Consider the following 24,557-nt stretch of genomic DNA (forward strand, 5'->3'; position numbering starts at 1 on the left):
GTGTTTTAAAAACGAGGGCGATAGCGGTCAGCTTCAGACAGCATTGTGTAAAGCAGACGGCCTTTTCGGTTTGAACGGGTACGGGTCGTACGGGGGGGGGTGCCTGCAAGATATGCGTCGATCCACGCAGGGTTGAAACCATTGCCCGGCAGTATCTCGCGTCGCCAGTCAGACAGGGCAGGAATATGATAAGGGTTATCTCTGAGGAGCTCCTGCTTTATAAAAGGCACCAGTCCTGAGCGTAAAAAAGAACGCCAGCGCGCATGGGCCGGGTTAGCAGGAAAAAAACGGGCTAATGGCGCCCTGAGGTCGCTCCATAACGCATCGGGTGTGAAGCCACTATCGGTAAGGGCGACAGAAAGCCCCAGTTCGCCGTGCCAGATAATTTCTGAGCGGGACATGTTCTCAAATGGCAGATGAAAAATCCGTTTTACTGCAGGCGCCTGCCATGCCTGTTGAGAGAGGCCGACAAACCATGACTGAAGGTGTGGCGTAACAGCGCGTGAGGCGACGAGGCCCCATGCGGGTTTTTGTGAGGCTTTGAATTTTTGTAAAAGAGGAGGCAGCGGTGCAAAGGGCCCGAAAACACTGTCGTTAGCCAGCACAATAAAAGGCACATTATGTGTGGGTATATGGTTTCGCAGATAGCACCATGCGCCAAAATCAAGGCCTTTATTGGGTCTGGTATAGGTCTGTATTCTGTTTTCTGTGCAAAAGGTCAGGCTGTCAGCAGTAATATGCTCTGTGCCGGAAAAACAGACATGCAGCGTTAAACCACACTCCAGCAGGTTTCTGAGATAAAATTTTGTGTAGTCAGGAAGAGCGCCATCGGGGGTATACGCGGCAAAAAGGCAGAGTGATCCCGGAGGGAGAGGAGGGGGGTAGCATACCATTCTTCACTGTCTTTTCTGGTTTCTGATAAGATATTTTTCGTGCTGTTTTCAATGAAGTTATATTTTTTCTGAAAATATGACTACAAGCATAGCGAGAAGTCGGGTAGCATAAGCTATAATTACCAATAAGATAATTTTATCTGTAAGGGAGATATTGTCTCAATGAGCAAAGCATTTATTGCGGCTGTCATTCAGGATTCGATCAATTGCACCGGCGTTGCGGCCAATCAGGCGGCTAACGATCTGCTAGACGCTATTATTGAAGAACTTAAAAATGAAGGTGGGTTTACTCTGCCGTCTTTTGGGACTTTTACAGTGCGTAAAACCAAGGCGCGTAAGGCTCTTAACCCACGCACAGGTGAGCAGGTTAAAGTAAAAGCTGGTAAGACCGTGCGCTTTAAGGCCAGCCCGAACCTTAAAAAAGTTGTATAATACCCTGATCGCAGAGCAGAAAAACTGTTGGCACTGTATTCGGTTTTTCTCCTGATCCGGGTGTAATCTGCAGGTAAAACTCTCTGAAAGCGGAGTATATTTCGTGTGTTCTTTTCGAAATATACTCCGTTACTTTTCTTAATTGTTTAGAATTACGTCGTCTTTCTGAGTTCCTGAGGGGTGATGTCATCCAGCCTGTCGAGTTTTCTCAGGCCAGGGAAAAGTGCCATCCATATTGCTGTGATGGCGAGTGTACCAATGCCGCCAATGACGACAGCAGGTACAGCGCCGACCGCACTTGCCAGCATACCGCTTTCAAATTCCCCCAGCTGATTTGATGAGCCGATAAACAGCATGTTTACGGCTGATACCCGCCCGCGCATTTCGTCAGGTGTGCCAAGCTGTACCAGTGAGCTGCGTACCATGACGCTGATGACGTCAGCACCTCCCAGAATTGCAAGAGCAAGCACAGAGAGGGGGATGGACTTCGAGAATCCGAAGAGAATCGTAGCGACACCGAAAACAGCAACAGAGAAAAACATCCATAATCCTGAGTTGTGCCCCATGGGTCGGCGGGCCAGTACAGCAGCAACCAGTAAGGCCCCTATGGCCGGAGCAGCTCTGAGCAGTCCCAGTCCCCATGGGCCGGCATGCAAAATGTCAGTTGCATACAGAGGCAACATAGCTGTGGCCCCTCCCAACAGGACAGCAAACAGATCGAGTGACAGTGCGCCCAGCATGGTCGGGTTTTGCCTGAGGAAGATAATACCGCCAAAAACAGCGGCCAGGCTAACGGGCTGCCGCGGGCGTGAAGGGAAGCTGAGCTTCATGAGTAAAGTAGAGAGAGCCGCTATGCCAAAGCCGATGGCACATAGCGCATAGCATGGCGTTGGCCCCAGGCCGTAAAGCAAGCCTCCGATCGAGGGGCCGGCAATACAGGCAACCTGAAACAGGGAGGATGAGAGTGCTGTTGCGCGAGGAAAGGCCGATACCGGCACGATAGCGGGTATAAAAGTTTGCTGAGCTGGCATTTCAAAGGCGCGGCACATGCCAAAAAGTGCCACCAGCCCGTATATCATGACAGGGGTGACAACGTTTTGAAATGAGGCCAGAGCCATGAATAAAGCGGCCATAGCCTCTGTTATCTGGCAGATGATGACAATGCGACGCCGGTTGTACTGGTCAGCTGCATGGCCTGCCGGAAAGATAAAAGTGACCATGGGCAAAAACTGCGCCAGCCCTACAAAACCAAGGGCAGAGGCCTCGTGTGTAAGAGCGTAAATCTGCCATCCGACGGCGACAGCCTGCACCTGAGAGGAAAAAGCAGAGAGGGTGCGGGCCATAAGGGCTGCTTTCAGTCCCTTGAATGACAGGAGAGGGGCTTTAGCCGCAGGGTGGGAGGTCATTTGAAGGCAACATTCATAGCAGTACAGGCGTAACGGCAACGCGCTGCATCGTGAAAACATATAAGATGTGATTTTTTTACGCGCAGGTCAGCGCAGTGCATGGGAGAATAAAAGCTCTCTCATACAAAAGGTCAAATATCATCGTCGTGATACGGGAAAGATGGCTGGGGCGGGAGGATTCGAACCTCCGCATGGCGGAATCAAAATCCGCTGCCTTACCGCTTGGCTACGCCCCATTGGTGCCGTGGTGTGCCCTTTTAAGACAAACCAGGGCGTTTCGTAAAGATGTCAGTAGTCAGGTTTTTCATTAAAAGAGATATTTTCTGGTTCAGGCAGACCTGATGTCATAAAGTCAGAGCCATGTGAGAGGTCATCATCCGGTGTGGCATCACCTGCAAACAGCTTAAAACGAGCGGCTTTATCAAGTGCCTGATCAAGAGCTGCCATGGTACGGCTCATATCCTCACTGTCGTCTTTTTCCCATACGCGCAGCGTGTGCGTCCATATCCCGATAACAATGTTCGTGTTCACAAACCCTTTGATACCGGTGACAGGAATGCCGGCGGCATCAGTCATCCAGCGCATGCTTTCAAACGTTGCGCCACTCAGGAGGAGTGTCAGTGCCGGGTCAGTCGGCAGGGCATGTAAAACGGCCCGCACACCATCCCGATAGATCTGAAAGACATCGAAACGGCGCATGAGCAGATCAAAAAGTCGCTCTCTGGCTGGGCTGGTGTCGTTGTTATCAGCCAGTGCAGAATCATCAGCCAGCCGGCCAAGGCGCAGCAGCAGTGAGCTGCGTAGTGGAAAGCGTGTGCGTGTTTCAGAAAATGAAAGCTCAGCCTTACGGGCTGCATCGAGCAATGAGACAGAAGCCCAGCCTTTCTCAGCAGCCAGTGCCATAGCGGCGTTCAGGAGGGTCGTGTCAAAATCGTCGGTATCCATCAGAAAGACCTGTCAGATCAAAAATGAAAAAGAAAAAATCTTCAGGATGCCAGCTCTTCTGAGCGTGATACAGCAGCCTGAATGGCTTTGGTCACAGTGTCAGGCCAGGCATCCGGTGCCATGAATACGTTAAGAGCAGCTGCCGTAGTGCCGCCTGGGCTTGTGACACGGGTGCGGAGTTCAGCCGCATCAAGTGTGGAGTGGCTTAGCAGGCATCCGGCTCCGTAAATGGTCTGGCGTGCCAGCTCTCGTGCTGTGTGTGGCGGCAGCCCCTGGTCAGTACCCGCTTTTTCCAGCAGTTCGGCTAAAAGGAAAACATAAGCCGGGCCACTGCCGGAAACAGCCGTGACAATATCCATCTGGCTTTCCTGCTCAACCCATATTGTTTTACCAACCGCCCCGGCAAGTTTTTCGCAGTCATGTTTCTGCTGCTCAGTCACGTGAGGGCCGGCATAAAGCCCGGTCATGCCAACACCCAGTGCACAGGGTGTATTGGGCATAGCGCGAATAATGGCCGGAGGGTGCCCTGTATGGGCAAAGCTGTGCTGACTCAGGCTTTCGAGAGTGCGGCCAGCCATGAGAGAGAGGACCGGTACACCGGCAAAGCGTCGGGTCAGCTGATGTAGCAAGCTGTCAGACGTCTGCGGTTTGACAGCCATGACAATCACATCGGGTATAAAGTCAGCAGGAAGCTCTTCTGTCTGACGTATGTGCCTGTGTGGGTGAGGCAGCGTCTGATCGTGGCGATCGAGAATAACAGAAGGTCTTAAGCCCTGACTCAACCAGCCTTCCAGCATGGCGGTGCCCATTTTGCCGCACCCTGCCAGCAAAACAGAAGGAAGTAAGCGTGTGTCGTGCATTTCAGGCTTCTCCGGCACAGTTTAGCATCGCAGCCTTGACAGCTTCAGCAGGGTTCTGTCCACCCCACAAGAAAAACTGAAAAGCAGGGTAAAGACGTTCACATTCCGTCAGGGCGATGTCGATCAGGTCTTCAAAAATGTCTATATTCAGCTCAATGCCGCGGAGGAGCAGTGCATGACGAAACAGTAAAATGCCGTCTTCCTGATCCAGACTGAAATGCCCGATCCAGATATGCTCATTTGCCAGCGCAATGAGTTCATACATGCTCTTGCGCTTTGGTACAGAGACTTTCAGATCAAAAGCGCACGTAAAATGGATCGCGCTCAGCTCAGTCGACCATGAGAAAAAAAGTCCATAGGTGCACCATTTTCCCGGCGCTTCAGCTGCCAGCTCTGTGTCTGTGCAGCGGTCAAAATTCCAGTCCAGCCCTGCAGCAATCTGTTCAATCAGATCAAGTGGGTTAAGCGTGCCTGTGGCAGGTGCTGTGTTCAGTGCTGGCATGACTCACTCCTGGTCACTGGGCATACTAAAAGAACAAAATCAGGGTGCTTCAGGTATGACCGTTGCGTTATTGCTTAGCTGCGCTTCAGGTTTTCAATGTGTGTTTCAAGGTCAGCAATACGACGTTCAGCAGCATCAAGACTGATGCGGGTTTGTGTTGCCATCTCACGCACAATGTCAAACTCTTCACGTCTGACAACATGCAGGCTGGCCAGTATTTCACTAACGCGGTTACGTATGATGGCATTCAGCTCTTCACGTGCGCCGGTAAAGGCTGAAAAAGCGCCGCCGGCTATACCGGTCAGGTCATCAAAAAAGCGCGGTCTGTCAGTCATCTCCGGTTCTCCACTTAAAAAACAGCACAGGCAGCAGAAGGGATCTGGCACGGGCTTGTTTAGTATCTTCTCCGAAGCCTTATAGTCTCTATAGAGGCCGGATGCTATCGGTTCTTTGAATCTTGCAGGTGTACGGGAGATAAAAAGGTAAGTTATCAGTGTTCAGGTTACAGAGATCCTGCTTTCTCCATTGACCGTAGGCGTTACCATTCCCATTATTACTCTTAGTATTATTTTAAATAAAGAGAGAGGATTAGCCGTATATGACTGCGCTATCGGCTGAGGCGTTTTTGAAACCCAGGATTGATGCTCTTGTCAGGGAGGCAGAACTGGCAGGGTACAACCGGGATGTTGCGATTGCCCTGCTGATTAGTCTTCTGGATACAGGTAGTTTTATACAGGATCCGACATCAGTAACAACGCAGGGAAAAGGTCAATGAGTGCGCGTGATCCTTATGAGGTTCTGGGACTTGCAAGAGGAGCCTCCCAGGATGACATTCGCAAAGCTTACCGGCAGAAGGCAAAAAAATATCATCCTGATTTGAACCCGGATGATAAAGTTGCTGAAGAGCAGTTTAAAGCTGTGAATCAGGCTAATGACCTTTTGTCTGACCCTGAAAAGCGCGCTCGTTTTGACCGTGGTGAGCTTGATGCTGACGGGCAGGAAAGAGCTCCTCATGGCTATGGTGGTGGCTTTCAGGGTGGCCGCGGTGGTTTTGGTTATTCAGGAGCAGGCCAGGAGGGGCATTTTTCAGGGGATGATCTGCATGATATTTTTGGCATGTTCTCTGGTGGTCCGCGTGCTCGCCGCAGAGGCCCTCAAAAGGGTGCTGACCGGTCTTACACTCTCAACGTCAGCTTTCTTGAGTCTGTTAACGGGGCCACTTCACGCATCACGTTGCCTGATGGGTCCGTGCTCGATGTAAAAATTCCACCTGGGATTGAAAGTGGTCAGCATCTGCGCTTGCGTGGCAAAGGTGAAGATGGAGTACAGGGCGGACCTAAAGGTGATGCTCTGATTACTGTAATTGTGAACCCTGATGCTACCTATACCCGTAAAGGGAGTGATGTGTATCAGATTTTGCCAGTTGATCTTAAAACAGCCGTGCTGGGGGGGAGCATCATGGTTCCCACGCCAACAGGGTCTGTTAAGATGAACGTGCCTGCCGGTTCTGATACCGGTACCAGACTGCGTTTGCGCGGGCGTGGTGTTCAGGAGCATGGGGCGCGTCCGGCAGGCAATCTTTACGTTACTCTGAATGTGACAATCGGTAAGTCCGATGCTGCCCTGGAGGAGTTTTTAAAGACATGGACTCCGGCTTCAGCTTCGGAGCAGAGTGTTTAATCTTTACTCATCGCGGTAGAGGAACATATTCAGATGTTGTTTCTCACCGCTGCCATCAATACGCAGCATGGCGCTGTTGTCTGATATCAGGGAAAATGTCACGCTCAGGCCGTTTTGTCTGGCAGACCACGCCGAGCCTGACTGACGGGTAAGATGAAACTGGTCCTGTCCGGTTATTTTTGTGAGTGTGTCAGGTAAAATAACTGTCAGGCTGGTTTTGGGGTTTGTCGGGTCTGTCGCCTTCACTGTGACTGAAGGCAGTGACATAGCTGACCAGTGGCCCTCAAAAAAGTGTGTGGCGTAATGATGAGTCATGCTCTGGCTGGCAGGTGTTTCTGCTATGGCAGACGGAGTTGTATATTTGGTGAGAGGTAATACTGCGGCAAGACTTGCGCAGAGCAGGCAGGGTAAGGGTTTCATAAAAATTCTCCGGTACAATATTCTTCTGGGTATGATGAGAGGAATATCGCACAATGCGTCAGGGTTGTGTGTGTGTCGCCTGATCTGAAAATAACAGGGAACTTTGATTCTATTGGTTTTATTTTAATAAAGGGAGGGTGCTGTTATTACAAAAATACAATCTGATACGATTGTGTCTGAACAGTCATCTGATACAAATGTTCACGAAAAGCAGGTAGCGTGCGAGGTTGCCGGGCAGACAAAGGCTGCAATGCGCCCTCTGCCCTCTCCGGCTTCCACAGATTCTGTCACAGTATCTTCAAACCATGGAGAGGAGCAAACTCCTCAGCTTAAAGATATTACGCAGGCCGGCGTTGCTGTTCTCTTTGTCATGGGACTGATTTTTGTGAGCCTGCACGCTATTCATTATGCAGGGTATTAATTTTATTCGTGCCGTAATGTGACGACCAGTACGTCTCTGTAAGCCGGGCGGGTCGTATCAAGCGGGGTTATGGCGGTCACACCATGATAAACTCTGCTGTCATTGACGAAAGCTGCGTCCATGGCATTCGTAAGGGTGAAGCTGCCTGCCGGGTTTCGGTTCAGATCATAGATGGTCGTGGTACCGCTGGTGATATTTTCACGGTGCACCATAAGCACACACACCCAGTCTACGCCATCCTGATGCAGCCCTTCAGGTGTTGGCTGTCCCGCGAAGGAGGCATTCGCTTCGATCCGGAACTGATGTACTTCAGCATGCCAGGTTTTCGGGTGCAGGTTTTCGGGTGTCAGATTAGTTGCAATACGACGAAGCACTGCCAGAACAGCCAGTAACGCCGGGTGCGACCCGGCTGCCTGTGTGATGGGTTTAAACAGACGCTCAATACCACCATTAAGCGTATTATAGTCTCTGCTCTGGTAATGTGGCTGGTGTGCTTTGCGTATAATCGCATTCTTTGACACAGAGTAGGTTGCATAGCGCCGGCGTCTGTAGCGACCGTTGTCGGCCATATAGCGATCAACGCCAAGGTTGTTCCAGCTTGTGGCAAAGCTTTCCCAGTTCTTCAGGCCATATTCTTCCAGCAAAGGGCGCATGGTGACGGCCTGCTCGTAAGCAAAGCCGTCTTTTTGTAATGCGCCTTCAAGCGAGTCCAGGCAGTTTTTTTCTGAAAATTCAGAAGGCGCCGACATGCTTAGTTTTTTCCTTCAGGTTTCTGGTGGCCGGTTTCATCTGGCGTGTGCACTGGTGTGTCGGTGTTAGTGGCTGGAAGAGTGCCCGCCCGGGGGGTAAAGGCATCAGGGAAAGCATCAACAGCCAGGTGCATCGCTGTGTCAGGCGGCGTGGTGTAGTAAGAGGTGGGCGTATAGAACTGCACGTCCTCGTCAGCCATGAGTTTTGCCAGACGCCGGTAAAATTCACGCTGCACTTTCCATTTCATCATGGGAGCTGTGCGGATCGTACCAAGTAAAACAGCACCATTGCTGTCAGAGCAGTCAACGCCAAGGTCATTATAGTCAGAGAAGATAATGCTTTTGAAAGCATCTTCTGTACGCATTTCTTTAATGACACCAGCCATAATGGCGGCAACCCGTGTTGAATCTTCGGCCAGTGTCAGTGTCTGGCGGACAATGATCTGGTTAAAGCCCTTACCGGTATTTGCAATGGATGTCACAGATGAGAACGGAATAATATGCAGGTCACCATCAAATGATCTCACACGCAATGTGCGGATTGAGAGATGTTCAACCGTACCTGATACACCACTGGCAGTTACCCAGTCGCCAACCTGAATGGCGTTTTCGGCGAGCATGAAAAAGCCGGTGATAACGTCTTTCCACAGACTTTGAGAACCAAATGACAGACCAACGCCCAGAATACCGGCACCGGTAAGCAGCGGTGTAACATTAATGCCGATCTGAGAGAGTGTCGTGACAGCCACGATAATTACGATAATGACCAGCAGGACAGTTCGAATAATAGGCAGGACCGTGCGCAGGCGGGTCGCGCGGGAAGACTGCTGCTGTGCGGTGTAACGGTCGATCTGCTTGTTGAGCAGACCATTAATGAGCTCCCATGCCAGAGAAGCGACAGTGAGGCCAATAGTCAGCATAAGAATAGCGCTGAGCAGGCGTGAACCTACGGTGCTCTGGGTAAAGAAGTAAACGCCTGGGATGCCCCAGCTTTGAGCAAGAAAGACGCAGGTCGCAAAGACAATGAAGAAGGTCAGAATACGCCGTACAAACGGATAATAGTAATCAGCACGTTTCTGGAGGCCCGGATGAGAGGCTTCCATTTCGGCAGAAATGTGGAAGAGGCGGTCCTGACCACCGTAAATTAATACGGCAGCAAGCCTTGAAAGTGCGAGGCACAGAAGTGTCATCAGCAGACCATGGAGAATCCACTGATATCCGCCCTTCAGGTGAGCTGCCCAGATGAACCACAGGGCGATATCGAGGAAGAGGACCGGAATCCACCAGAAATTTGCCAGCGTACCAATAAAAGACCAGAAGGCTCGTTTCTTTTTTTCTGCTGATGGCTGGAGAGTGGCTGCAACAATATTACGCACGCGCCAGATAAACGCGGCAATAATCAGATGCATAACCAGAATAACGCCACGCAGCATCGCCTGCTCGCCACGTGCAGGCAGATCGAATTCACTTCCCAGTGTGGAAAGGCAGATAATCAGAGCCGGTACAGCAACCAGAGCCATCCACCAGCGGGTTAGCATGTGAGCTGTCGTGCTGCTGACAGGGATAAGACGGATGGCAGGGGAACGCGGAGCGAGAGCAGTTTCAAGAAGCAGATATAATACACGGGCAAGGATGTATGCCGTGACCAGAGTAAACGTTACCGTACGCCCCTGAGAGGAAACCGTCAGAAAAATACCGCCCAGGTAGCCGGTCAGCAGAGCAGCAAGAACGGGCACCATTTTAAGCAGCAGGTGCATAAGGGTGTAAGGTGTGCGGGAGAGGTAGCTAAGGACCTGGTCGCGGTGTTTCTGATCCTTCGCCCGGGTGTCTGCACCGTCTGTCCCGGTTGCTTCAGCGGCATATTCAGCGGCAGCTTTTTCCCGTTTTTGATTCTGTTGCTTTTCAGCCATCTTAGTGAAAGAAATAAGACGTTTTCTTAAGAAGATGCTGATAAAATGCTCAAGAACAATTGCTGCAATAGCGATAAAACCAGCGCGGCTAAAAGCATCAATTAAGGTTTTTCTGGTATCAGAGTGACTGATCTCAGAGTGAAACCACGAGCCAACAAAGCCAAGGTCTTCGAACAGTCCGACAAAATTATATGTGTACTGTTTTAATGTTTGAGAGACAGAGCTTAGTTCTGAGTTAATATTGTGGCTGTTTATGACCGGGGTTATTACGCCACCGGCAGAAGCCGGGGCCGCAGCTGGCGGCAACCCTTTGGCCATTAAAGACAGGGTGTGTGTAAAATCTTCACGTTTGCGTGGGTCATTAAGGACAGACAAAAGCTGTTCAGCATCCTGACGGCTTAACGTCGCGGCTGGTGGTGTGTCAGCTGCACAGGCAGCAGTTGCACCCATAATATGTGGTATAAAACCAGCCAGAAGGAGAGCTGCTACAATCATTGTGAGAGCAGCCCGTCGCAGTGACGATAACAATCTGGAATGGATGGAAACGTATGTCTGGCTTACTGCCGCCATGGCGTACCTGTCCTTTTTTCATCTTAAACAGAAAAATGACGCTGTCACGTTATGCAGAAGATGTGAAGCGTACAGAGATAAAGTGCGTTAGGGTAAAAGCTGGGCAGACTCTGGCATCTGCTCTCTATGAGTGCTGAGTGAAAATAACGTCCTGCTCGCGTCTGCGGCGTATCACCAGCGTATCTGCTATTATGTCATGAAGCCCTTGTTTACGTGGTGTCAGCCCGACCATGATAACGCCGATAAAAAACAGCGGGAAAGAAAGAAATGTTTTCACAAAAAAGCGAAGGGCCGCCCGTAAAACAGAAACCTGTTTTCCTGCAGTTGTTACAACTTCAATGCGACATAATTTCATACCAGGCGTGCCACGGTAAGGAGACGCTTCGAAGAGTATACAGTAGCAGGCGATGAGAAGAAACATGACAAGAGAAAACTGATGCAGGCCTGCGGTCTGAAGGTGGGGCACCAGAATGGTGGCACCATCCGACATAAAGCTGGCAACATTTGTAACGCCTGGCTCGTCACTTTCAGTGCCAGGCAGAGAGAGCTCGTGCCATTGTATTATGGCACTTGGTTTCAGAGCCAGTCCGACAAAAAAACCAATAATATTTAAAAAAACGTAATCAAGTGTAAATGCGAAGACACGCCACCAGAAACCGGCATAGACCCAGATAGTATGCTCTTGCGTGTTTTGCGTCATTATCGGGGCTGCCTGCCCCGTTGAGGCCGGAGAATTCCAGCCAGGAGGAAGATCGGAAGTCATGTCATCGTTCCTTGCAGGCGGTGTATTGCACTGACGTGATGTCTGCCTTAGCTGCGGTATGACCCATTAATGTCGATATAGCCATGCGTCAGATCACAGCTCCATATCCGTGCAGAGCCATTGCCAAGGCCCAGAGAGACCTCGATCTCTATTTCCTGACCTTTCATGTGGTTCACAACGGGGGTTTCATCATAACCGGCAACAACGGTGCCATTGTGGGCAATGCACACACCACCGATGGAAACAGAGAGGGTATCACGGTCAGCTGGTTCACCGCATTTGCCCACGGCCATAACAACACGGCCCCAGTTGGCATCTTCCCCGGCAATGGCTGTTTTGACCAGAGGGGAGTTGCCAATGGCCATAGCGACGCGCCAGGCAGAGTCGTCAGATACTGCGCCTGAGACCTGAATAGTGATCAGCTTGGTTACGCCTTCACCATCACGAATAACCAGCAGAGCCAGCTCTTTGAGTACGGAGTGTAAAGCGGCTTTGAACGCGCCCAGTATGGGGGCATCAGTGGTCGTATTTTCGTCTATGGCTGCATTTTCTGCTGTGCCGGTGGCAAAGAGCAGCACCATATCGGAGGTCGAGGTGTCAGAATCGACAGTGATACAGTTGAATGTGGTTTTAATTTCTTCTGACAGAAGGCGTTGCAGCACAGGGGCCGGAATAGCCGCATCTGTGGTGATAAAACCCAGCATTGTTGCCATATCGGGAGCAATCATGCCGCTCCCTTTAGCGATCCCCTGAAGGGTGACAGTCGCACCGTTAAGTGTTGCTGTGCGGATTGCCGCTTTAGGAAAGGTATCGGTTGTCATAATGCCGCGGGCAGCGGCTTCCCAGCCGGTTTCACTCAGAGAGGCATGAAGTGCCGGCAGAGCAGCAGTAATGCGCTCATGCGGCAGAATTTCGCCAATGACTCCGGTTGAGGCCAGATAAACATTGCGCGGTGAGCAGCCGGCGAGCTGTGCTGCGGCATCAGCTGTGACGGTACAGGTCTCGCGCCCCGCTTTCCCGGTAAAGACATTGGCATTGCCGGCATTAACGACAAGCACTCTTGCCTCACCATCAGGCAGGATATCGCGGCACCAGTCTACAGGGGCCCCAGGGCACTTTGATTTTGTAAAGACACCGGCAACGGTTGTACCGGCGATGAATTCTGCAAGGACAAGGTCTGTGCGGTTCTGATAACGAATTCCGGCTGCTGCTGCGCCAAGGCGCACTCCTCGAATGCTGCCAAGCTCAGGAAGAGGTCGTGCAAGAGGGGAGACCGGAAGCGCTGGCGCCATGATGCGATGTCCTTACGAGATACAGAAAATATCAGCGTCAGCCATACCGCGGTATGGCTGACGTAAAAATGCGCTTATTTTATTGTTTAGCTGGTGCAGCTGCTGCTGGCGCAGGTGCATCAGGAAGAGGTTTGCCTGTGGCAGGGTCAAATCGTACAATTTTAACCTGTTTGGTTGCAGCTTCTACAGCTTCACGCACGTATTCCTGCACCAGAGCCTGGCGAATTTTATTTTTTACGCTATCGAGCGTCGGGATAGGATCAGTGCGGGTGTCAAGCACCTGAATGACATGATATCCGTACTCGCTCTTAACTGGTACAGAGCTGATTTCCCCTTTTTTCATAGCAAATGCAGCATTGGAGAATGGGGCAATCATATCGCCTTTTTTAAACCAGCCGAGGTCTCCACCGTTCTGCTTTGCGCTGCCGGTGTCTTTAGAGAGCTGGGCTGCCAGCTGTGCGAAGTCAGCGCCGCCTTTCAGCTTTTTGATAATATCATTAGCTTCGGCTTCAGTTTTAACCAGAATATGACGGGCGTGCACTTCCTGCTCAGGTGGCTTGCCGGCATAGTTTTTCTGGTAATAGGCTTCTATATTAGCTTCTGTCAGGCGGGGTGTAACCTGCTGAGAGAGCCATGCGTTCTGCAGGGCGTTAGCCGCAGCTGTCTGCATTGCTTTTTCTACGTCAGGCTGCTTTTCCAGACCTTCTTTTTTGGCAACGATCTGGATGGCTTTCTGATCAGCCAGCTGATTCAGCAGCATGGGGAAAACCATGTTCTGTGGCAGCTGCTGTACCTGAGGTGGCAGATTTTTCAATGCGCTCTGCATATCAGCAAGAGTAATTTTCTGACCATTTACTGTTGCTACGACAGCTGCAGGGTTCAGCGGCTGGGCCGGAGCTGCACCAGCCTGAGGGGCGGCTGCAGGTGCAGGAGAGGTTGCCGGTGCAGCATAGCTACGGACTGACAGAGTGGTCGAAGCCAGCAGAGCTGTTGCAGCAAGAGCAAAAGCCTGAGTGTGAAACCGCATATCAATACCTTAGGATGTGGAGTAGTTTGTAACTATATCTATGGAGCACCCTGGTCAGACCTGCAAGTCCTCTGCCTGGTGTGTCTGACATTAAGAAAGTCGGTGCTTGGTTGACCACAGGCTGCCCTGACCCTATTTTATAGAGCGATTTATATTGTAACAGTGTGTTTTGTTCATTTTTTCTGGTCTGGTTCTGGATAGAAGAAAATCCTGGCTGCGGCCGTGATTTGTGGAAAGGTTTTTATGCTAGCAAGCTTCGTACGCGCCCTGTTCGGCACATCTAATGACCGGACGCTTAAGGTGTTCCAGCGTCGCGTGCCGGAAATTAATGCCTTTGAACCGCAGATCCAGGCTCTGAGTGATGCCGGTCTTGCTGCTAAAACGACAGAATTTCGCGAGCGTCTGGCTCAGGGTGCAACCCTTGATAAGCTTCTGCCTGAAGCTTTTGCTGTTGCACGTGAGGCCTCCCGCCGTGTGCTGGGTATGCGTCATTTTGATGTGCAGCTTATTGGCGGCATGGTGCTGCATTCTGGTCGTATTGCTGAGATGCGTACGGGTGAAGGCAAAACACTTGTTGCAACGCTGGCTGTGTACCTCAGCGCGCTTGAGGGTAAAGGCGTGCATGTTGTAACCGTCAATGATTATCTGGCCTCGCGTGATGCGGCCGAGATGAGCCAGCTTTACAGCTTCCTTGGGCTGACGACCGGCGTTATCGTTCCTAATATGCCGGATGACGCACGTCGTGCGGCTTATGCGGCTGACATTACATACGGTACGAACAACGAGTTCGGTTTTGATTATCTGCGCGATAATATGAAATATCGCCAGGAAGAAATGGTTCAGCGTCCGTTTAACCACGTCATTATTGACGAGGTTGACTCCATTCTGATTGACGAAGCCCGTACTCCGCTGATTATTTCCGGTCCTGCCGAAGACAGCTCTGATTTGTACCGCTCAGTTGATGCGGTTGTGGCTGAGCTGGTTAAAGACCCCGAGACGTATGATAAGGATGAAAAATTCCGCAACGTCATTCTGACCGATAAAGGGTCGGAAAAAGTTGAAGAACTGCTCCGTCAGGCTGGTGTGCAGGATGAAGGCAGCCTGTATGATATGCACCACGTCGCTGTTGTGCATCATGTGCAGCAGTCTTTGCGGGCGCATACGCTGTTTACGCGTGACGTTGATTACATCGTGCAGCAGGGTAAAGTTGTTATTATTGACGAGTTTACCGGCCGTATGATGGAAGGGCGCCGTTATTCTGATGGCCTGCATCAGGCGCTCGAGGCTAAAGAGCACGTTGAGGTGCAGCAGGAAAATCAGACACTGGCCTCAATTACGTTTCAGAACTTCTTCCGTCTTTATCCCAGACTGTCTGGTATGACCGGAACAGCAATGACAGAAGCTGACGAATTTGCAGAAATTTATAAGCTTGATGTTGTCGAAATTCCGACTAATCGTCCGATTGCCAGAAAGGACGAGGACGACGAAATTTATCTGACGGAAGCTGAGAAATTCGCAGCAGTTACTAAACTTGTGCGCGAAGTGCACAAACGCGGGCAGCCTATTCTGGTTGGCACAACGTCGATTGAAAAAAGTGAGGAGCTTTCAGCGCTCCTGCGTCGCGAGAAGATCCCTCACAACGTGCTTAATGCCCGCTTTCATGAGATGGAAGCAAAAATTGTGGCACAGGCCGGCGCGCCAGGTGCCATTACTATTGCAACAAATATGGCTGGCCGTGGCACTGATATTAAGCTGGGTGGTAACACCGATATGCTTATTGCTCAGCGCCTTGTCGGGGTGACAGACGAAGCTCAGCGTGAAGCTATTGAGAACGATGTGCGTGCTCAGGTTGCGCGCGATCATGAGATTGTCAGTAAGGCCGGAGGGCTTTACGTGATTGGCACCGAGCGTCACGAAAGCCGCCGTATTGATAACCAGCTGCGTGGTCGTGCCGGTCGTCAGGGTGACCCGGGTAATTCACGCTTCTTTATTTCGCTTCAGGATGACCTGATGCGTATCTTTGGCTCTGATCGCATGGGTTCCATGTTCCAGAAAATGGGCATGAAAGAGGGGGAGGCTATTGTTCACCCCTGGTTGAGTAAGGCCCTTGAAAGAGCTCAGAAAAAAGTTGAGGGTCGCAATTTTGATATGCGGAAAAATACCCTCAAATATGATGATGTGATGAATGACCAGCGTAAGGAAGTTTACGCGCATCGTCGTGAATATATGGCAATGGAAGACGTCTCTTCTATTATGCAGGAGGCTCTTGAGGAGGTCACCGATCATCTTGTTGCTCGTCATATCCCTGAGAAATCTTTTGCCGAGCAGTGGGATGTTGATGGTCTGACTGCCGCTTTGAAAAAAGATATGGCCCTCGATCTGCCTGTTGCTGAGTGGGCAAAAGAGGACGGTATGGATGGTGAGCAGGTTGCTGAGCGCATTATCCAGGCCGCTATGCAGGCGCAGGCTGCCCGTGCAGCCAATATGGGCCCGCAGCTTATGCGTATGGTCGAAAAACAGGTGCTTATGACGACTTATGATGCGGTCTGGAAAGAGCATTTGCATGCTCTCGACCAGCTGCGTCAGGGTATAGGCCTGCGTGCTTACGGTCAGAAAGATCCTCTTAACGAATATAAGCATGAAGCATTTCAGCTGTTCACCCTGATGCTTAGTGAAATGCATCAGCGTATTGTTTCGCTGATGTCGCATGTTCAGGTTGCACCGCCTGAGCTGGATGCGCAGTCTGTTCTTATGGGTGAGGCTGCACCTGTAGCTGGTATTGAACACCATGCTGAGGCTGCACCCGAGCCTGGTGCGCTTTCTTTTGAAGAAGCGCCTGCTGCGGCTGTTTCGACTGACCCTGCAGCATGGGGTGAAACATCGCGTAATGCCCTTTGCCCTTGTGGGTCAGGGGCTAAATATAAGCACTGTCACGGGCGGATTGCCTGAACCAGACAGAACTATTGAAAGAATATAGGTAAAAGAAGATGGCGGGTCATTCCCAGTTTAAGAACATTATGCACCGCAAAGGTGCGCAGGACGCCAGAAGGGCTAAGCAGTTTGCTAAGGTTATTCGTGAGCTGACTGTGGCTGCCCGTTCGGGTATTCCTGACCCTGCGTCTAACCCGCGTCTGCGTGCGGCTATTTCTGCCGCCCGTAGTGTGAATATGCCTAAAGATAACGTCGATCGTGCCATTAAAAAGGCAACTGGTGCCGGTGGCGGCGATGATTACGTTGAAGTGCGTTACGAAGGGTATGGCCCGTCAGGTGTTGCTGTTATTGTCGAAGGGCTGACCGATAACCGCAATCGTACAGCGTCTGAGGTCAGAGCCGCATTCTCAAAATACGGCGGATCTCTGGGCGAAGTAAACTCAGTGTCATTTATGTTTCGCAGGCTTGGTGTGATCATGTATCCGTCATCTGCGGCATCTGAAGATGATATGCTTGAAGCCGCGATCGAAGCTGGCGCAGAAAACGTCGTTTCTTCCGAAGCAGGTCACGAAATAACCTGCGAGGTCGAGTCGCTTTTTGCTGTGCGTGATTCGCTTGAGCCAAAATTTGGTGAGCCAGAGAGCGCAAAACTTGACTGGCGCCCTGAAAACTCAGTGATGCTTGACGAAGAAAAAGCTACTTCTGTGTTCAAGCTGCTTGATGTTCTGGAAGACAATGATGACGTGCAGAGCGTGTACGCCAACTTTGAACTGCCGGATGACCTTGCCGAAAAACTGTCTGCCTGAGGGTGGTACGTCTGCTCGGTATTGACCCCGGCCTGCGCTTTATGGGCTGGGGTGTAATCGACGTTGAGGGTAATCGCATCAGGCATGTTGAAAACGGTGTCATCGCGACGAACAGTGCCGACAGCGTGCCTGAGCGCCTTAAAGTGCTTCATGACAATTTGCTTCTTCTGATCAACCGGCTGAACCCGGCTGAGGCGGCGGTTGAAGAAACTTATGTGAACCGCAATGGCAGTTCTACGCTTAAGCTCGGCTATGCCCGTGGTGTTGCGTTGCTGGTGCCTGCTCTGGCGGGTCTGCATGTGGCAGAGTATGGTGCTCTGTCGGTTAAAAAATCTGTCGTGGGCACCGGTTCTGCGAGTAAAGATCAGGTAGAAATGATGATCGGGCGTTTGTTGCCAGGGGTTAAAATGGTGCGCGCTGATGCGGCTGATGCTCTGGCCGTTGCGATTTGCCATGCACACCACCGGGCCAGTGCGAATCATATTGCAGCGGGAGTGCGCATGGCATGATTGCTTTTCTGTCTGGCCTGATTATTCAGCAGGATACGGCTTCCTGCGTCATTGATGTGAATGGTGTGGGTTATCTGGTTGCGGCTTCGGCCCGCACCCTGGCAGTTTTGCCTGATCCGCCCGTTAAAGTGCAGCTGCTGATTGAGACTGTCGTTCGTGAAGACGCTATTCTGCTGTATGGTTTCAGAGAGAATGCCGAGCGTGAATGGTTTCGTCTGCTTACAAGCGTGCAGGGAGTCGGGGCCAAAGTGGCTCTTGCTATTTTGTCGATTCTCTCTCCTGGTGAACTGGTAACTGCACTGAGTACGGCAGATAAGGCCAGTCTGACCCGGGCTGCCGGTGTGGGTGGCAGGCTTGCAGAGCGCATTCTTACTGAGCTGCGTGATAAAGCAGGCAAAATGCCGGGCGGCGGTGATGCGGTCGCTGTGCCAGGACAGGCACCTGCTGAAGGTGCTGGTACGATCGAATCTGACGCATTGCTGGCTTTGACCGGCCTTGGTTTCCGCCGCTCAGAATCCGTGCCAGTAGTCAGACGGCTACTTGCCGGACGCGGTGCAGAGGCGACACTCGATGGTATATTACGTGATGCTCTGAAGGAGCTTGCATCGTGAAGCAGGATGAAGGCTTTTCAGAGCGCGAAGTGCATGCCGGCCGCCAGGAAGAAGATGCCGGAGAAGCAGCGTTTCGTCCACAAAGTCTTTCCGACTTTACCGGGCAGAAAACCAGCCGTGAGAACTTATCGGTTTTTATCCAGGCTGCCCGTCAGCGTGGTGAGGCTCTAGACCATGTTTTGCTGCATGGCCCGCCAGGCCTTGGTAAAACAACGCTTGCGCAGATTGTCTCGCGTGAGCTTGGGGTGGGCTTTCGTGCAACATCCGGGCCGGTTATTCAGCGTGCGGGCGATCTCGCCGCAATTCTGACTAACCTTCAGGCGCGTGATGTTTTGTTTATTGACGAAATTCATCGTCTTCAGCCTGCCATTGAAGAAATTCTCTACCCTGCGATGGAGGATTTTCAGCTCGATCTGATTATTGGAGAGGGGCCGGCAGCCCGCTCAGTACGAATCGATTTGCCGCCTTTCACTCTGGTTGCAGCAACAACGCGTGCTGGTTTGCTGGCAACACCGCTGCGGGACCGCTTTGGTATTCCTTTGCGGCTGGTTTTTTATACGACAGAGGAGTTGTGCCAGATTGTTGCCCGCGGAGCTGGTAAGCTGGGTGTGGCATTAAGCTCTGAGGCTGTTGAAGAAATTGCCCGTCGTGCCCGTGGTACGCCACGTATTGCAGGGCGTTTGCTGCGCCGTGTGCGTGATTTTGCGGCTGTTGCCTCCTCGGATGGTAAGCCTGTAAGTCGCGAGGTCGCTGATATGGCCCTGCGTCGCCTTGAGGTTGATGCATTGGGTCTGGATGCAATGGACAGACGTTACCTGCGCCGCATTGCTGATTATCATCATGGCGGGCCTGTAGGTGTTGAAACACTTGCCGCAGCTCTTGCTGAAGCGCGCGATACTCTCGAGGATGTGATTGAGCCTTATCTTATTCAGGAAGGGCTGGTTATGCGGACCAGCCGTGGCCGTATGCTGGGTGAGCGAGGCTGGCTGCATCTGGGCCTGACACCGCCGGCACGTCCGGAGGGGAGTTTCTCAGATCAGATGGATTTGCTTTCAGATAGCGGGAGTAAGGCATGACAGGTCATACAATAGATTTTCGTGTCTATTATGAAGATACCGATGCCGGAGGTATTGTGTATCATGCCCGCTACCTCGCCTTTGCCGAGCGAGCGCGCACAGAGGCCATTCGCAGCCTGGGAATACCGGTTATAGCGCTTTCTGAGCAGTTCGGCCTTGCGTTTGTTGTGCGTGACCTTACCATCAGCTACCGTATGCCACTCAGGCTTGATGATGTTTTTACTGTTTCAACACGCCTGCTTGAACTTAATGCGGCGAGCTGCACACTTGAGCAGATTATTAGCAAGTCCGGTAAGCTGGTCGCCAGTCTGAATGTTGTTCTGGTGTGTATTCATGAAGAAAAAGGACATCCTGCCAGATTTCCGCCTTTATGGAATGCTTTGCTGAGTAAATTATCAGCAGATATGTAAAGCCCCTCTTCATCTTGTGTTATGAAGGCAGTAGAAGCGAGGGGTTAGGTTTGCGACCGGAACAACTGCGAGTCGCAGACTAAAAAACAGCGCGTATAACTGAGTACTAGAGGCAGGAGGCATTTTTGGATCGTGCAGTTGATGCGGCGAATCTCGGTACAGCCGCAGCCGGAGATTTGTCCGTTTGGGGGCTGTTTATTAATGCCTCTCCGGTTGTTAAGCTGGTTATGCTTGGGCTGCTGCTGTGCAGCATCATTGTCTGGGCAATTATTTTCGATAAAATTGTGACCCTGCGGCGCATTAATAAGGCTGCTTCTGCATTTGAAGATCGTTTCTGGTCTGGCGGCAGTCTTGATGATTTATACGAAAGTGATGGTGCAAAGCCTGCCCACCCTCTGGCTGCTGTTTTCGGTGCAGCTATGGGCGAGTGGCGCCGTTCTGCACGCATCCCCGGGGTAGATCTTGTTCGTGGTGGTGTGAAAGAGCGGGTTGACCGCGCTATTATGATTACCGTTACCCGTGAGATGGACCGTCTGCGCCGCTGGGTGATTTTTCTTGCTACAGTCGGGCCGGTAGCTCCGTTTGTCGGGCTGTTTGGCACAGTATGGGGTATTATGCACTCTTTCAGTGCGATCGCTGCGCTGCATAATACAAACCTGAGTGTTGTCGCCCCTGGTATTTCTGAAGCCCTGTTTGCTACGGCTATTGGCCTGCTTACTGCTGTGCCGGCTTATGTGGCGTACAACGTTGTCAGCAACAGTCTTGACCTGTTTCAGGATCGTCTTGAAGGATTTGGCACAGAATTTGCAGCCATTCTTTCTCGTCAGTCTGAAGAAAGGGGCTGAGCATGGGTATGTCATCAGGCGGTGGCGGCGGGCGGCGCAGACGTCGTCCGATGGCCGAGATTAACGTGACACCGCTGGTGGACGTCATGCTGGTGCTGCTGATCGTGTTTATGGTCACGTCACCCATGATGACCAGCGGTGTGAATGTGGATTTGCCAAAGACTGATGCAAAGCCGGTTAACTCTGATACGAAGCCTATTACAGTTTCTATCAGGGCTGATGGTTCGCTGTATCTGGGAGAGACCGCAGTGTCACCTGATCAGCTGGTTGCGCAGCTTAAGGCTGCATCGAACAATGATGCAGAACATCGAATTTTCGTGCGTGGCGATACGCATATTGACTACGGGCGTGTCATGCAGGTTATGGGTCAGATTACAGAAGGTGGTTTTACTCATGTGGCTTTGCTGGCGCAGCAACCCGCCAGCAGTGGCCACTAGCTCTTTCTGACGAAGAGGGAGCTGCATAATGTCGGCGCCGTATCGTTCTGATCAGCGTTTGCTCAGGCGGTCACTTTATGTGTCAGGGGGAGTGCATGTTGCGGTCCTTCTGGCTCTGATCATCTCTGTTCCTCCTGTTCCTCCTCCTGAAGAGCCACCGACTGTGGTAGAAATGCAGTTTGAGGGAGCCGAGTCAGGTGGAGCGTCTGCTAAGGCAGATAAGCCTGATACCTCACCGGCTCCGGCACCCGCTCCTGAGGAAAAACAGGCTTCTCCTTCTCCGGAGCCCCCTAAACCTGTGCCTGAAGAGGAAGCACCTCCTCCTCCTCCGCCGCCACAGCCTGTTCCGCCGCCTTCTGTGCCACAGCCTGAGAAGCTGCCTGATACGCCCCTGCCGCCTAAAGCGCAGGAGCCATCGCCTGAGGCTGTCAAAACGCCGCCTTCTCCGCCAGCACCGCCAAAACCGATGCAGAAAGTTGTGCCACCGTCTCCCATCACGCAGCCTGCTGAGGAGCTGCCGGATGCGGTGATACCGTCGCATATTACGCAGCCCAACAAGGCGAAGAAAACACAGCAGGATTCTCATTCGCTACTTGAAACGCTTGAGGCCTTTCGTGCTGAGCAGCCGCAAACGCACCCGCCAAAAGCACGGGCAAATCCGACGCAGGGAGGATCACCGCACGGGGGAGGTACACCTGACGGTGATATTACCCGCAGCATGAGCTCTGGTGAGCAAAAAGCCATAGGCTCTGCTGTGCGGCGTTGTTATACTGAAGACACCGCAGCCAGAAATTATGCGACTTTTGTGGCGCATCTGGTGGTGACAGTTGATGCGGATGGTGAGGCACGTATTGTTACATTTGCGCCTGAAACACAGGCGCGGATGAATGCTGACGCGTCATATCGTGCGCTGGCTGAAAGGGCGCGCTCTGCTGTGCTAAGCCCGACCTGTTCAAAACTGCCTATTCCTAAAAAACTACTGGGACAGACACGGCAGCTGAAATTTGTTTTCAGACCCTGACCAGATTCAACAGAGGATAAGAGTAATGCTGACGAATACCAGGCCGCTTATTTCAGATCAGGAAGCCGATGCTCTGAAAGGATTTATGTTTGAGCGGCGTGCGGTTCTTGGTGCTGGTCTGGCCGCAGGGGGTTTGCTGATAACACCACTTGCAGCCCAGGCAGCATCATCGGCAGAGCCCGCAGCAGAAATTACCGTTGATCAGGCGCGTACAGCTCCGATTCCTATTCTTATTGCTAATCTCGGGGGAGGGATCGGGTCACAGATTACAGGCGTCCTGACGAATGACCTGAGCGGCACAGGTCTGTTTAAAGTGATACCTGGTGGCGATATGTCTGGTACGCCTGACTTTGCTGCGGCAAAGGCTACAGGTGCGCGGGCTATGGTGACAGGCAGTGTTTCTGGCAGCGGTTCTGTACGTGTTGAGATGCGTCTGTGGGATGTACTGACCGGCAAACAGCTTCAGGGAACAGCCTATACAACATCCCCTGATAACTGGCGCCGCATTGCTCACATTATCGGTGACGTAATTTATAAGCGGATGCTTGGTGAGGAAGGGTATTTTGATACCCGTATTGCATTTATTGCGCGTTCTGGCTCGCGGGCGCATCAGAGAACCCGCCTGGCAATTATGGATCAGGATGGTGCAAATGCCCGCATGCTTACCGCAGGTAACTGGCTGACGCTGACACCACGCTTTAACCCGGTTAAAGACCAGATTGCTTTCATGTCTTATGCTAATAACCGCCCGCGTGTGTATCTGTTTGACCTCAACTCAGGTCGTCAGCAGATACTGGGCGATTTTGCCGGTATTTCTTTCGCACCGCGCTTTGCACCTGATGGACGGTCCGTTATTCTGTCAGTAACGCGTAATGGCGGGTCTGATATTTTTATTGTTGACCTTGCTTCCGGCGCACGCCGTCAGATCACGTCATCAGGGGCTATTGATACCAGCCCCTGCTTTAGCCCTGATGGTTCACAGGTTGTGTTTAACTCTGACCGCGGTGGCAGCCCCCAGCTTTATATTATGAGCTCATCGGGGGGGAATGTTCACCGAATTTCTTACGGTCATGGCACATACGGTTCACCAGTCTGGTCCCCGCGCGGTGACCTCATTGCATTTACCCGTATTGCAAACGGATCTTTCTCTCTGGGGGTGATGAATCCTGATGGCACTGGTGAGCGGATTATGACAGAAGGCTTTACGGTGGAAGGCCCGACCTTCTGCCCTAATGGTCGTGTGATTGCTTATTGCCGTCAGACTCGTGCCAGCTCAGGTGGTTCAGGCTTTAACTCTCTTCTGGGAAGTGTGGATATCACCGGCTTTAATGATCGTGTTTTGCCAACACCAGGGCAGGCTTCTGATCCGGCCTGGTCTCCGCTTAACGGATAATATTGATTTATATCGTTTTTCTCTGGCTGTGTGCATTAATGCAGCCAGAGAGACGTGTTGCGTGACAGCGGCGGCTCAGCCAGTAAAGAGAAGGTGCTGAGTTAGCCTGAGGAGCTGCCGGAAAGAGGATATAAATATTTTAATATTCAAAAATTTGTCATTTTTTATGTATTGAAATATTTTGAAATATATTAGTAAATATAATTTTTTTATATGATAAATAAGATTATTTATCTGTTTTTTATTGTAAATACAAAGAAAAAGTTTATAATAAAACAAAACATATTACCATAAAATATAAATTAATATATTATTTTAATATCGTGATATTTTTTGTTTTTTTTGATACTGTTGTGATTGAATTTTTCTAATATTTTTATTGTTTTTTTTTTGAAATGCTCAGCCTTGTATCGGTGTTTTTCCTGCGGTTTATGACATGATTGTGCCATTTTCGTATGTTCTGCGAAGATGGCAGCGCTTGACCGCTTACTGGAGTTATGGCTAACGCAATGTTAGTCTCCATACGGTTGTCGACTCTTCAGGGGTATCTCAAATGAAGGGTGGAAAAATACGCGGAGATGTACAACAATATTCTGTGTATCTACTTCGACACTGTGTTTGATTAACACAGTTCCCGCAGGGAACGAC

At 51.3% G+C, this 24,557-nt stretch carries 26 protein-coding genes and 1 tRNA gene; 14 read left to right on the plus strand and 13 right to left on the minus strand.

The features are described 5' to 3' along the window. Positions 1-5: 5 nt before the first annotated feature. Complete coding sequence (locus HK11_RS02635) at positions 6-893, minus strand: rhamnan synthesis F family protein (RefSeq protein ID WP_086553792.1); 888 nt, start codon at positions 891-893, stop codon at positions 6-8. A gap of 162 nt (positions 894-1,055) precedes the next feature. On the opposite strand from HK11_RS02635, the gene HK11_RS02640 reads away from it, so the two are divergent. Continuing rightward, complete coding sequence (locus HK11_RS02640) at positions 1,056-1,325, plus strand: HU family DNA-binding protein (protein WP_086553793.1); 270 nt, start codon at positions 1,056-1,058, stop codon at positions 1,323-1,325. Positions 1,326-1,477: 152 nt separating this feature from the next. On the opposite strand, the gene HK11_RS02645 is transcribed toward HK11_RS02640, so the two are convergent. The 6 genes from HK11_RS02645 to HK11_RS02670 form a co-directional block, all read right to left on the minus strand. Next, positions 1,478-2,731, minus strand: a complete 1,254-nt coding sequence (locus HK11_RS02645) for an MFS transporter (protein WP_086553794.1) — start codon at positions 2,729-2,731, stop codon at positions 1,478-1,480. Between the two features lie 161 nt (positions 2,732-2,892). Then, a tRNA-Gln gene (locus tag HK11_RS02650) sits at positions 2,893-2,967 on the minus strand. 52 nt (positions 2,968-3,019) lie between these two features. Then, positions 3,020-3,676: a TetR family transcriptional regulator gene (locus HK11_RS02655; protein WP_086553795.1), complete on the minus strand. Its 657-nt coding sequence runs from the start codon at positions 3,674-3,676 to the stop codon at positions 3,020-3,022. Positions 3,677-3,717: 41 nt separating this feature from the next. After that, positions 3,718-4,536: a pyrroline-5-carboxylate reductase gene (proC, locus tag HK11_RS02660; protein ID WP_086553796.1), complete on the minus strand. Its 819-nt coding sequence runs from the start codon at positions 4,534-4,536 to the stop codon at positions 3,718-3,720. A gap of 1 nt (position 4,537) precedes the next feature. Next, the gene (locus HK11_RS02665; protein WP_086553797.1) at positions 4,538-5,038 is read right to left on the minus strand and encodes a YbjN domain-containing protein; all 501 of its coding nucleotides are present in this window, start codon (positions 5,036-5,038) and stop codon (positions 4,538-4,540) included. 74 nt (positions 5,039-5,112) lie between these two features. Beyond that, positions 5,113-5,373 carry an accessory factor UbiK family protein gene (locus HK11_RS02670; protein WP_086553798.1) on the minus strand — a complete coding sequence of 87 codons (261 nt, stop codon included), beginning with the start codon at positions 5,371-5,373 and terminating at the stop codon, positions 5,113-5,115. Positions 5,374-5,636: 263 nt separating this feature from the next. On the opposite strand from HK11_RS02670, the gene HK11_RS12450 reads away from it, so the two are divergent. Then, the gene (locus tag HK11_RS12450; protein WP_173559204.1) at positions 5,637-5,813 is read left to right on the plus strand and encodes a hypothetical protein; all 177 of its coding nucleotides are present in this window, start codon (positions 5,637-5,639) and stop codon (positions 5,811-5,813) included. Then, positions 5,810-6,718, plus strand: a complete 909-nt coding sequence (locus HK11_RS02675) for a DnaJ C-terminal domain-containing protein (protein WP_086553799.1) — start codon at positions 5,810-5,812, stop codon at positions 6,716-6,718. Before HK11_RS12450 ends, HK11_RS02675 begins: the two co-directional genes overlap by 4 nt. Before the next feature lie 3 nt (positions 6,719-6,721). Here the strand turns inward: HK11_RS02675 and HK11_RS02680 are convergent, their stop codons facing one another. Next, on the minus strand, positions 6,722-7,138 hold the full coding sequence (locus HK11_RS02680) for a hypothetical protein (RefSeq protein WP_086553800.1): 417 nt from the start codon (positions 7,136-7,138) through the stop codon (positions 6,722-6,724). Positions 7,139-7,310: 172 nt separating this feature from the next. On the opposite strand from HK11_RS02680, the gene HK11_RS02685 reads away from it, so the two are divergent. Next, positions 7,311-7,559: a hypothetical protein gene (locus tag HK11_RS02685; RefSeq protein WP_086553801.1), complete on the plus strand. Its 249-nt coding sequence runs from the start codon at positions 7,311-7,313 to the stop codon at positions 7,557-7,559. A gap of 2 nt (positions 7,560-7,561) precedes the next feature. On the opposite strand, the gene HK11_RS02690 is transcribed toward HK11_RS02685, so the two are convergent. The 5 genes from HK11_RS02690 to HK11_RS02710 all read right to left on the minus strand — a co-directional run bounded on the left by HK11_RS02690 (position 7,562) and on the right by HK11_RS02710 (position 13,870). Further along, positions 7,562-8,308, minus strand: coding sequence for a 2OG-Fe dioxygenase family protein (locus HK11_RS02690; RefSeq protein ID WP_086553802.1), 747 nt, complete (start codon positions 8,306-8,308; stop codon positions 7,562-7,564). Between the two features lie 2 nt (positions 8,309-8,310). Next, the gene (locus HK11_RS02695; protein ID WP_369822913.1) at positions 8,311-10,713 is read right to left on the minus strand and encodes a mechanosensitive ion channel family protein; all 2,403 of its coding nucleotides are present in this window, start codon (positions 10,711-10,713) and stop codon (positions 8,311-8,313) included. A 199-nt stretch (positions 10,714-10,912) separates the two neighbouring features. Continuing rightward, entirely contained in the window at positions 10,913-11,551 is a 639-nt protein-coding gene (locus HK11_RS02700; protein ID WP_086553803.1) for an RDD family protein, read from the minus strand. Positions 11,552-11,598: 47 nt separating this feature from the next. Beyond that, positions 11,599-12,843: a bifunctional glutamate N-acetyltransferase/amino-acid acetyltransferase ArgJ gene (argJ, locus tag HK11_RS02705; RefSeq protein ID WP_086553804.1), complete on the minus strand. Its 1,245-nt coding sequence runs from the start codon at positions 12,841-12,843 to the stop codon at positions 11,599-11,601. A 79-nt stretch (positions 12,844-12,922) separates the two neighbouring features. After that, positions 12,923-13,870, minus strand: coding sequence for a peptidylprolyl isomerase (locus HK11_RS02710; protein ID WP_086553805.1), 948 nt, complete (start codon positions 13,868-13,870; stop codon positions 12,923-12,925). 243 nt (positions 13,871-14,113) lie between these two features. Between HK11_RS02710 and secA the strand changes: the two genes are divergently transcribed. The 10 genes from secA to tolB all read left to right on the plus strand — a co-directional run bounded on the left by secA (position 14,114) and on the right by tolB (position 23,909). Beyond that, positions 14,114-16,819: a preprotein translocase subunit SecA gene (secA, locus tag HK11_RS02715; RefSeq protein ID WP_086553806.1), complete on the plus strand. Its 2,706-nt coding sequence runs from the start codon at positions 14,114-14,116 to the stop codon at positions 16,817-16,819. A gap of 38 nt (positions 16,820-16,857) precedes the next feature. Further along, the gene (locus tag HK11_RS02720) at positions 16,858-17,607 is read left to right on the plus strand and encodes a YebC/PmpR family DNA-binding transcriptional regulator (RefSeq protein WP_086553807.1); all 750 of its coding nucleotides are present in this window, start codon (positions 16,858-16,860) and stop codon (positions 17,605-17,607) included. A gap of 2 nt (positions 17,608-17,609) precedes the next feature. Beyond that, a complete protein-coding gene (gene ruvC, locus HK11_RS02725) occupies positions 17,610-18,116 on the plus strand; it encodes a crossover junction endodeoxyribonuclease RuvC (protein WP_086553808.1) in 507 nt (168 codons plus the stop codon). Beyond that, the gene (gene ruvA, locus HK11_RS02730; protein WP_086553809.1) at positions 18,113-18,727 is read left to right on the plus strand and encodes a Holliday junction branch migration protein RuvA; all 615 of its coding nucleotides are present in this window, start codon (positions 18,113-18,115) and stop codon (positions 18,725-18,727) included. The genes ruvC and ruvA overlap by 4 nt, the downstream gene beginning before the upstream one ends. Next, complete coding sequence (ruvB, locus tag HK11_RS02735) at positions 18,724-19,803, plus strand: Holliday junction branch migration DNA helicase RuvB (RefSeq protein WP_086553810.1); 1,080 nt, start codon at positions 18,724-18,726, stop codon at positions 19,801-19,803. Before ruvA ends, ruvB begins: the two co-directional genes overlap by 4 nt. Further along, entirely contained in the window at positions 19,800-20,213 is a 414-nt protein-coding gene (ybgC, locus tag HK11_RS02740) for a tol-pal system-associated acyl-CoA thioesterase (RefSeq protein WP_086553811.1), read from the plus strand. The genes ruvB and ybgC overlap by 4 nt, the downstream gene beginning before the upstream one ends. A gap of 125 nt (positions 20,214-20,338) precedes the next feature. After that, complete coding sequence (tolQ, locus tag HK11_RS02745; protein ID WP_086553812.1) at positions 20,339-21,058, plus strand: protein TolQ; 720 nt, start codon at positions 20,339-20,341, stop codon at positions 21,056-21,058. 2 nt (positions 21,059-21,060) lie between these two features. Continuing rightward, the gene (gene tolR, locus HK11_RS02750) at positions 21,061-21,495 is read left to right on the plus strand and encodes a protein TolR (RefSeq protein ID WP_086553813.1); all 435 of its coding nucleotides are present in this window, start codon (positions 21,061-21,063) and stop codon (positions 21,493-21,495) included. 28 nt (positions 21,496-21,523) lie between these two features. Then, entirely contained in the window at positions 21,524-22,516 is a 993-nt protein-coding gene (locus HK11_RS02755; protein WP_086553814.1) for an energy transducer TonB, read from the plus strand. A gap of 25 nt (positions 22,517-22,541) precedes the next feature. Next, positions 22,542-23,909, plus strand: coding sequence for a Tol-Pal system beta propeller repeat protein TolB (gene tolB, locus HK11_RS02760; protein ID WP_086553815.1), 1,368 nt, complete (start codon positions 22,542-22,544; stop codon positions 23,907-23,909). Positions 23,910-24,557 lie beyond the last annotated feature (648 nt).

Origin of the sequence: Acetobacter sp. DmW_043, assembly GCF_002153485.1 — a bacterium.
GTDB lineage: Bacteria > Pseudomonadota > Alphaproteobacteria > Acetobacterales > Acetobacteraceae > Acetobacter > Acetobacter thailandicus.

Excerpts from the sequence above, each read along its gene's own strand:
- HK11_RS02755 (WP_086553814.1), top strand. The coding sequence starts at position 21,524 with ATGTCGGCGCCGTATCGTTCTGATCAGCGTTTGCTCAGGCGGTCACTT.
- HK11_RS02665 (WP_086553797.1), bottom strand. The coding sequence starts at position 5,038 with ATGCCAGCACTGAACACAGCACCTGCCACAGGCACGCTTAACCCACTT.
- proC (WP_086553796.1), bottom strand. The coding sequence starts at position 4,536 with ATGCACGACACACGCTTACTTCCTTCTGTTTTGCTGGCAGGGTGCGGC.
- HK11_RS02645 (WP_086553794.1), bottom strand. The coding sequence starts at position 2,731 with ATGACCTCCCACCCTGCGGCTAAAGCCCCTCTCCTGTCATTCAAGGGA.
- HK11_RS02695 (WP_369822913.1), bottom strand. The coding sequence starts at position 10,713 with ATGATTGTAGCAGCTCTCCTTCTGGCTGGTTTTATACCACATATTATG.
- tolB (WP_086553815.1), top strand. The coding sequence starts at position 22,542 with ATGCTGACGAATACCAGGCCGCTTATTTCAGATCAGGAAGCCGATGCT.
- HK11_RS02670 (WP_086553798.1), bottom strand. The coding sequence starts at position 5,373 with ATGACTGACAGACCGCGCTTTTTTGATGACCTGACCGGTATAGCCGGC.
- HK11_RS02690 (WP_086553802.1), bottom strand. The coding sequence starts at position 8,308 with ATGTCGGCGCCTTCTGAATTTTCAGAAAAAAACTGCCTGGACTCGCTT.
- ruvA (WP_086553809.1), top strand. The coding sequence starts at position 18,113 with ATGATTGCTTTTCTGTCTGGCCTGATTATTCAGCAGGATACGGCTTCC.
- HK11_RS02720 (WP_086553807.1), top strand. The coding sequence starts at position 16,858 with ATGGCGGGTCATTCCCAGTTTAAGAACATTATGCACCGCAAAGGTGCG.
- HK11_RS02710 (WP_086553805.1), bottom strand. The coding sequence starts at position 13,870 with ATGCGGTTTCACACTCAGGCTTTTGCTCTTGCTGCAACAGCTCTGCTG.
- ybgC (WP_086553811.1), top strand. The coding sequence starts at position 19,800 with ATGACAGGTCATACAATAGATTTTCGTGTCTATTATGAAGATACCGAT.
- tolR (WP_086553813.1), top strand. The coding sequence starts at position 21,061 with ATGGGTATGTCATCAGGCGGTGGCGGCGGGCGGCGCAGACGTCGTCCG.
- secA (WP_086553806.1), top strand. The coding sequence starts at position 14,114 with ATGCTAGCAAGCTTCGTACGCGCCCTGTTCGGCACATCTAATGACCGG.
- HK11_RS02655 (WP_086553795.1), bottom strand. The coding sequence starts at position 3,676 with ATGGATACCGACGATTTTGACACGACCCTCCTGAACGCCGCTATGGCA.
- HK11_RS02675 (WP_086553799.1), top strand. The coding sequence starts at position 5,810 with ATGAGTGCGCGTGATCCTTATGAGGTTCTGGGACTTGCAAGAGGAGCC.
- argJ (WP_086553804.1), bottom strand. The coding sequence starts at position 12,843 with ATGGCGCCAGCGCTTCCGGTCTCCCCTCTTGCACGACCTCTTCCTGAG.
- HK11_RS02640 (WP_086553793.1), top strand. The coding sequence starts at position 1,056 with ATGAGCAAAGCATTTATTGCGGCTGTCATTCAGGATTCGATCAATTGC.
- HK11_RS12450 (WP_173559204.1), top strand. The coding sequence starts at position 5,637 with ATGACTGCGCTATCGGCTGAGGCGTTTTTGAAACCCAGGATTGATGCT.
- HK11_RS02700 (WP_086553803.1), bottom strand. The coding sequence starts at position 11,551 with ATGACTTCCGATCTTCCTCCTGGCTGGAATTCTCCGGCCTCAACGGGG.
- HK11_RS02680 (WP_086553800.1), bottom strand. The coding sequence starts at position 7,138 with ATGAAACCCTTACCCTGCCTGCTCTGCGCAAGTCTTGCCGCAGTATTA.
- HK11_RS02635 (WP_086553792.1), bottom strand. The coding sequence starts at position 893 with ATGGTATGCTACCCCCCTCCTCTCCCTCCGGGATCACTCTGCCTTTTT.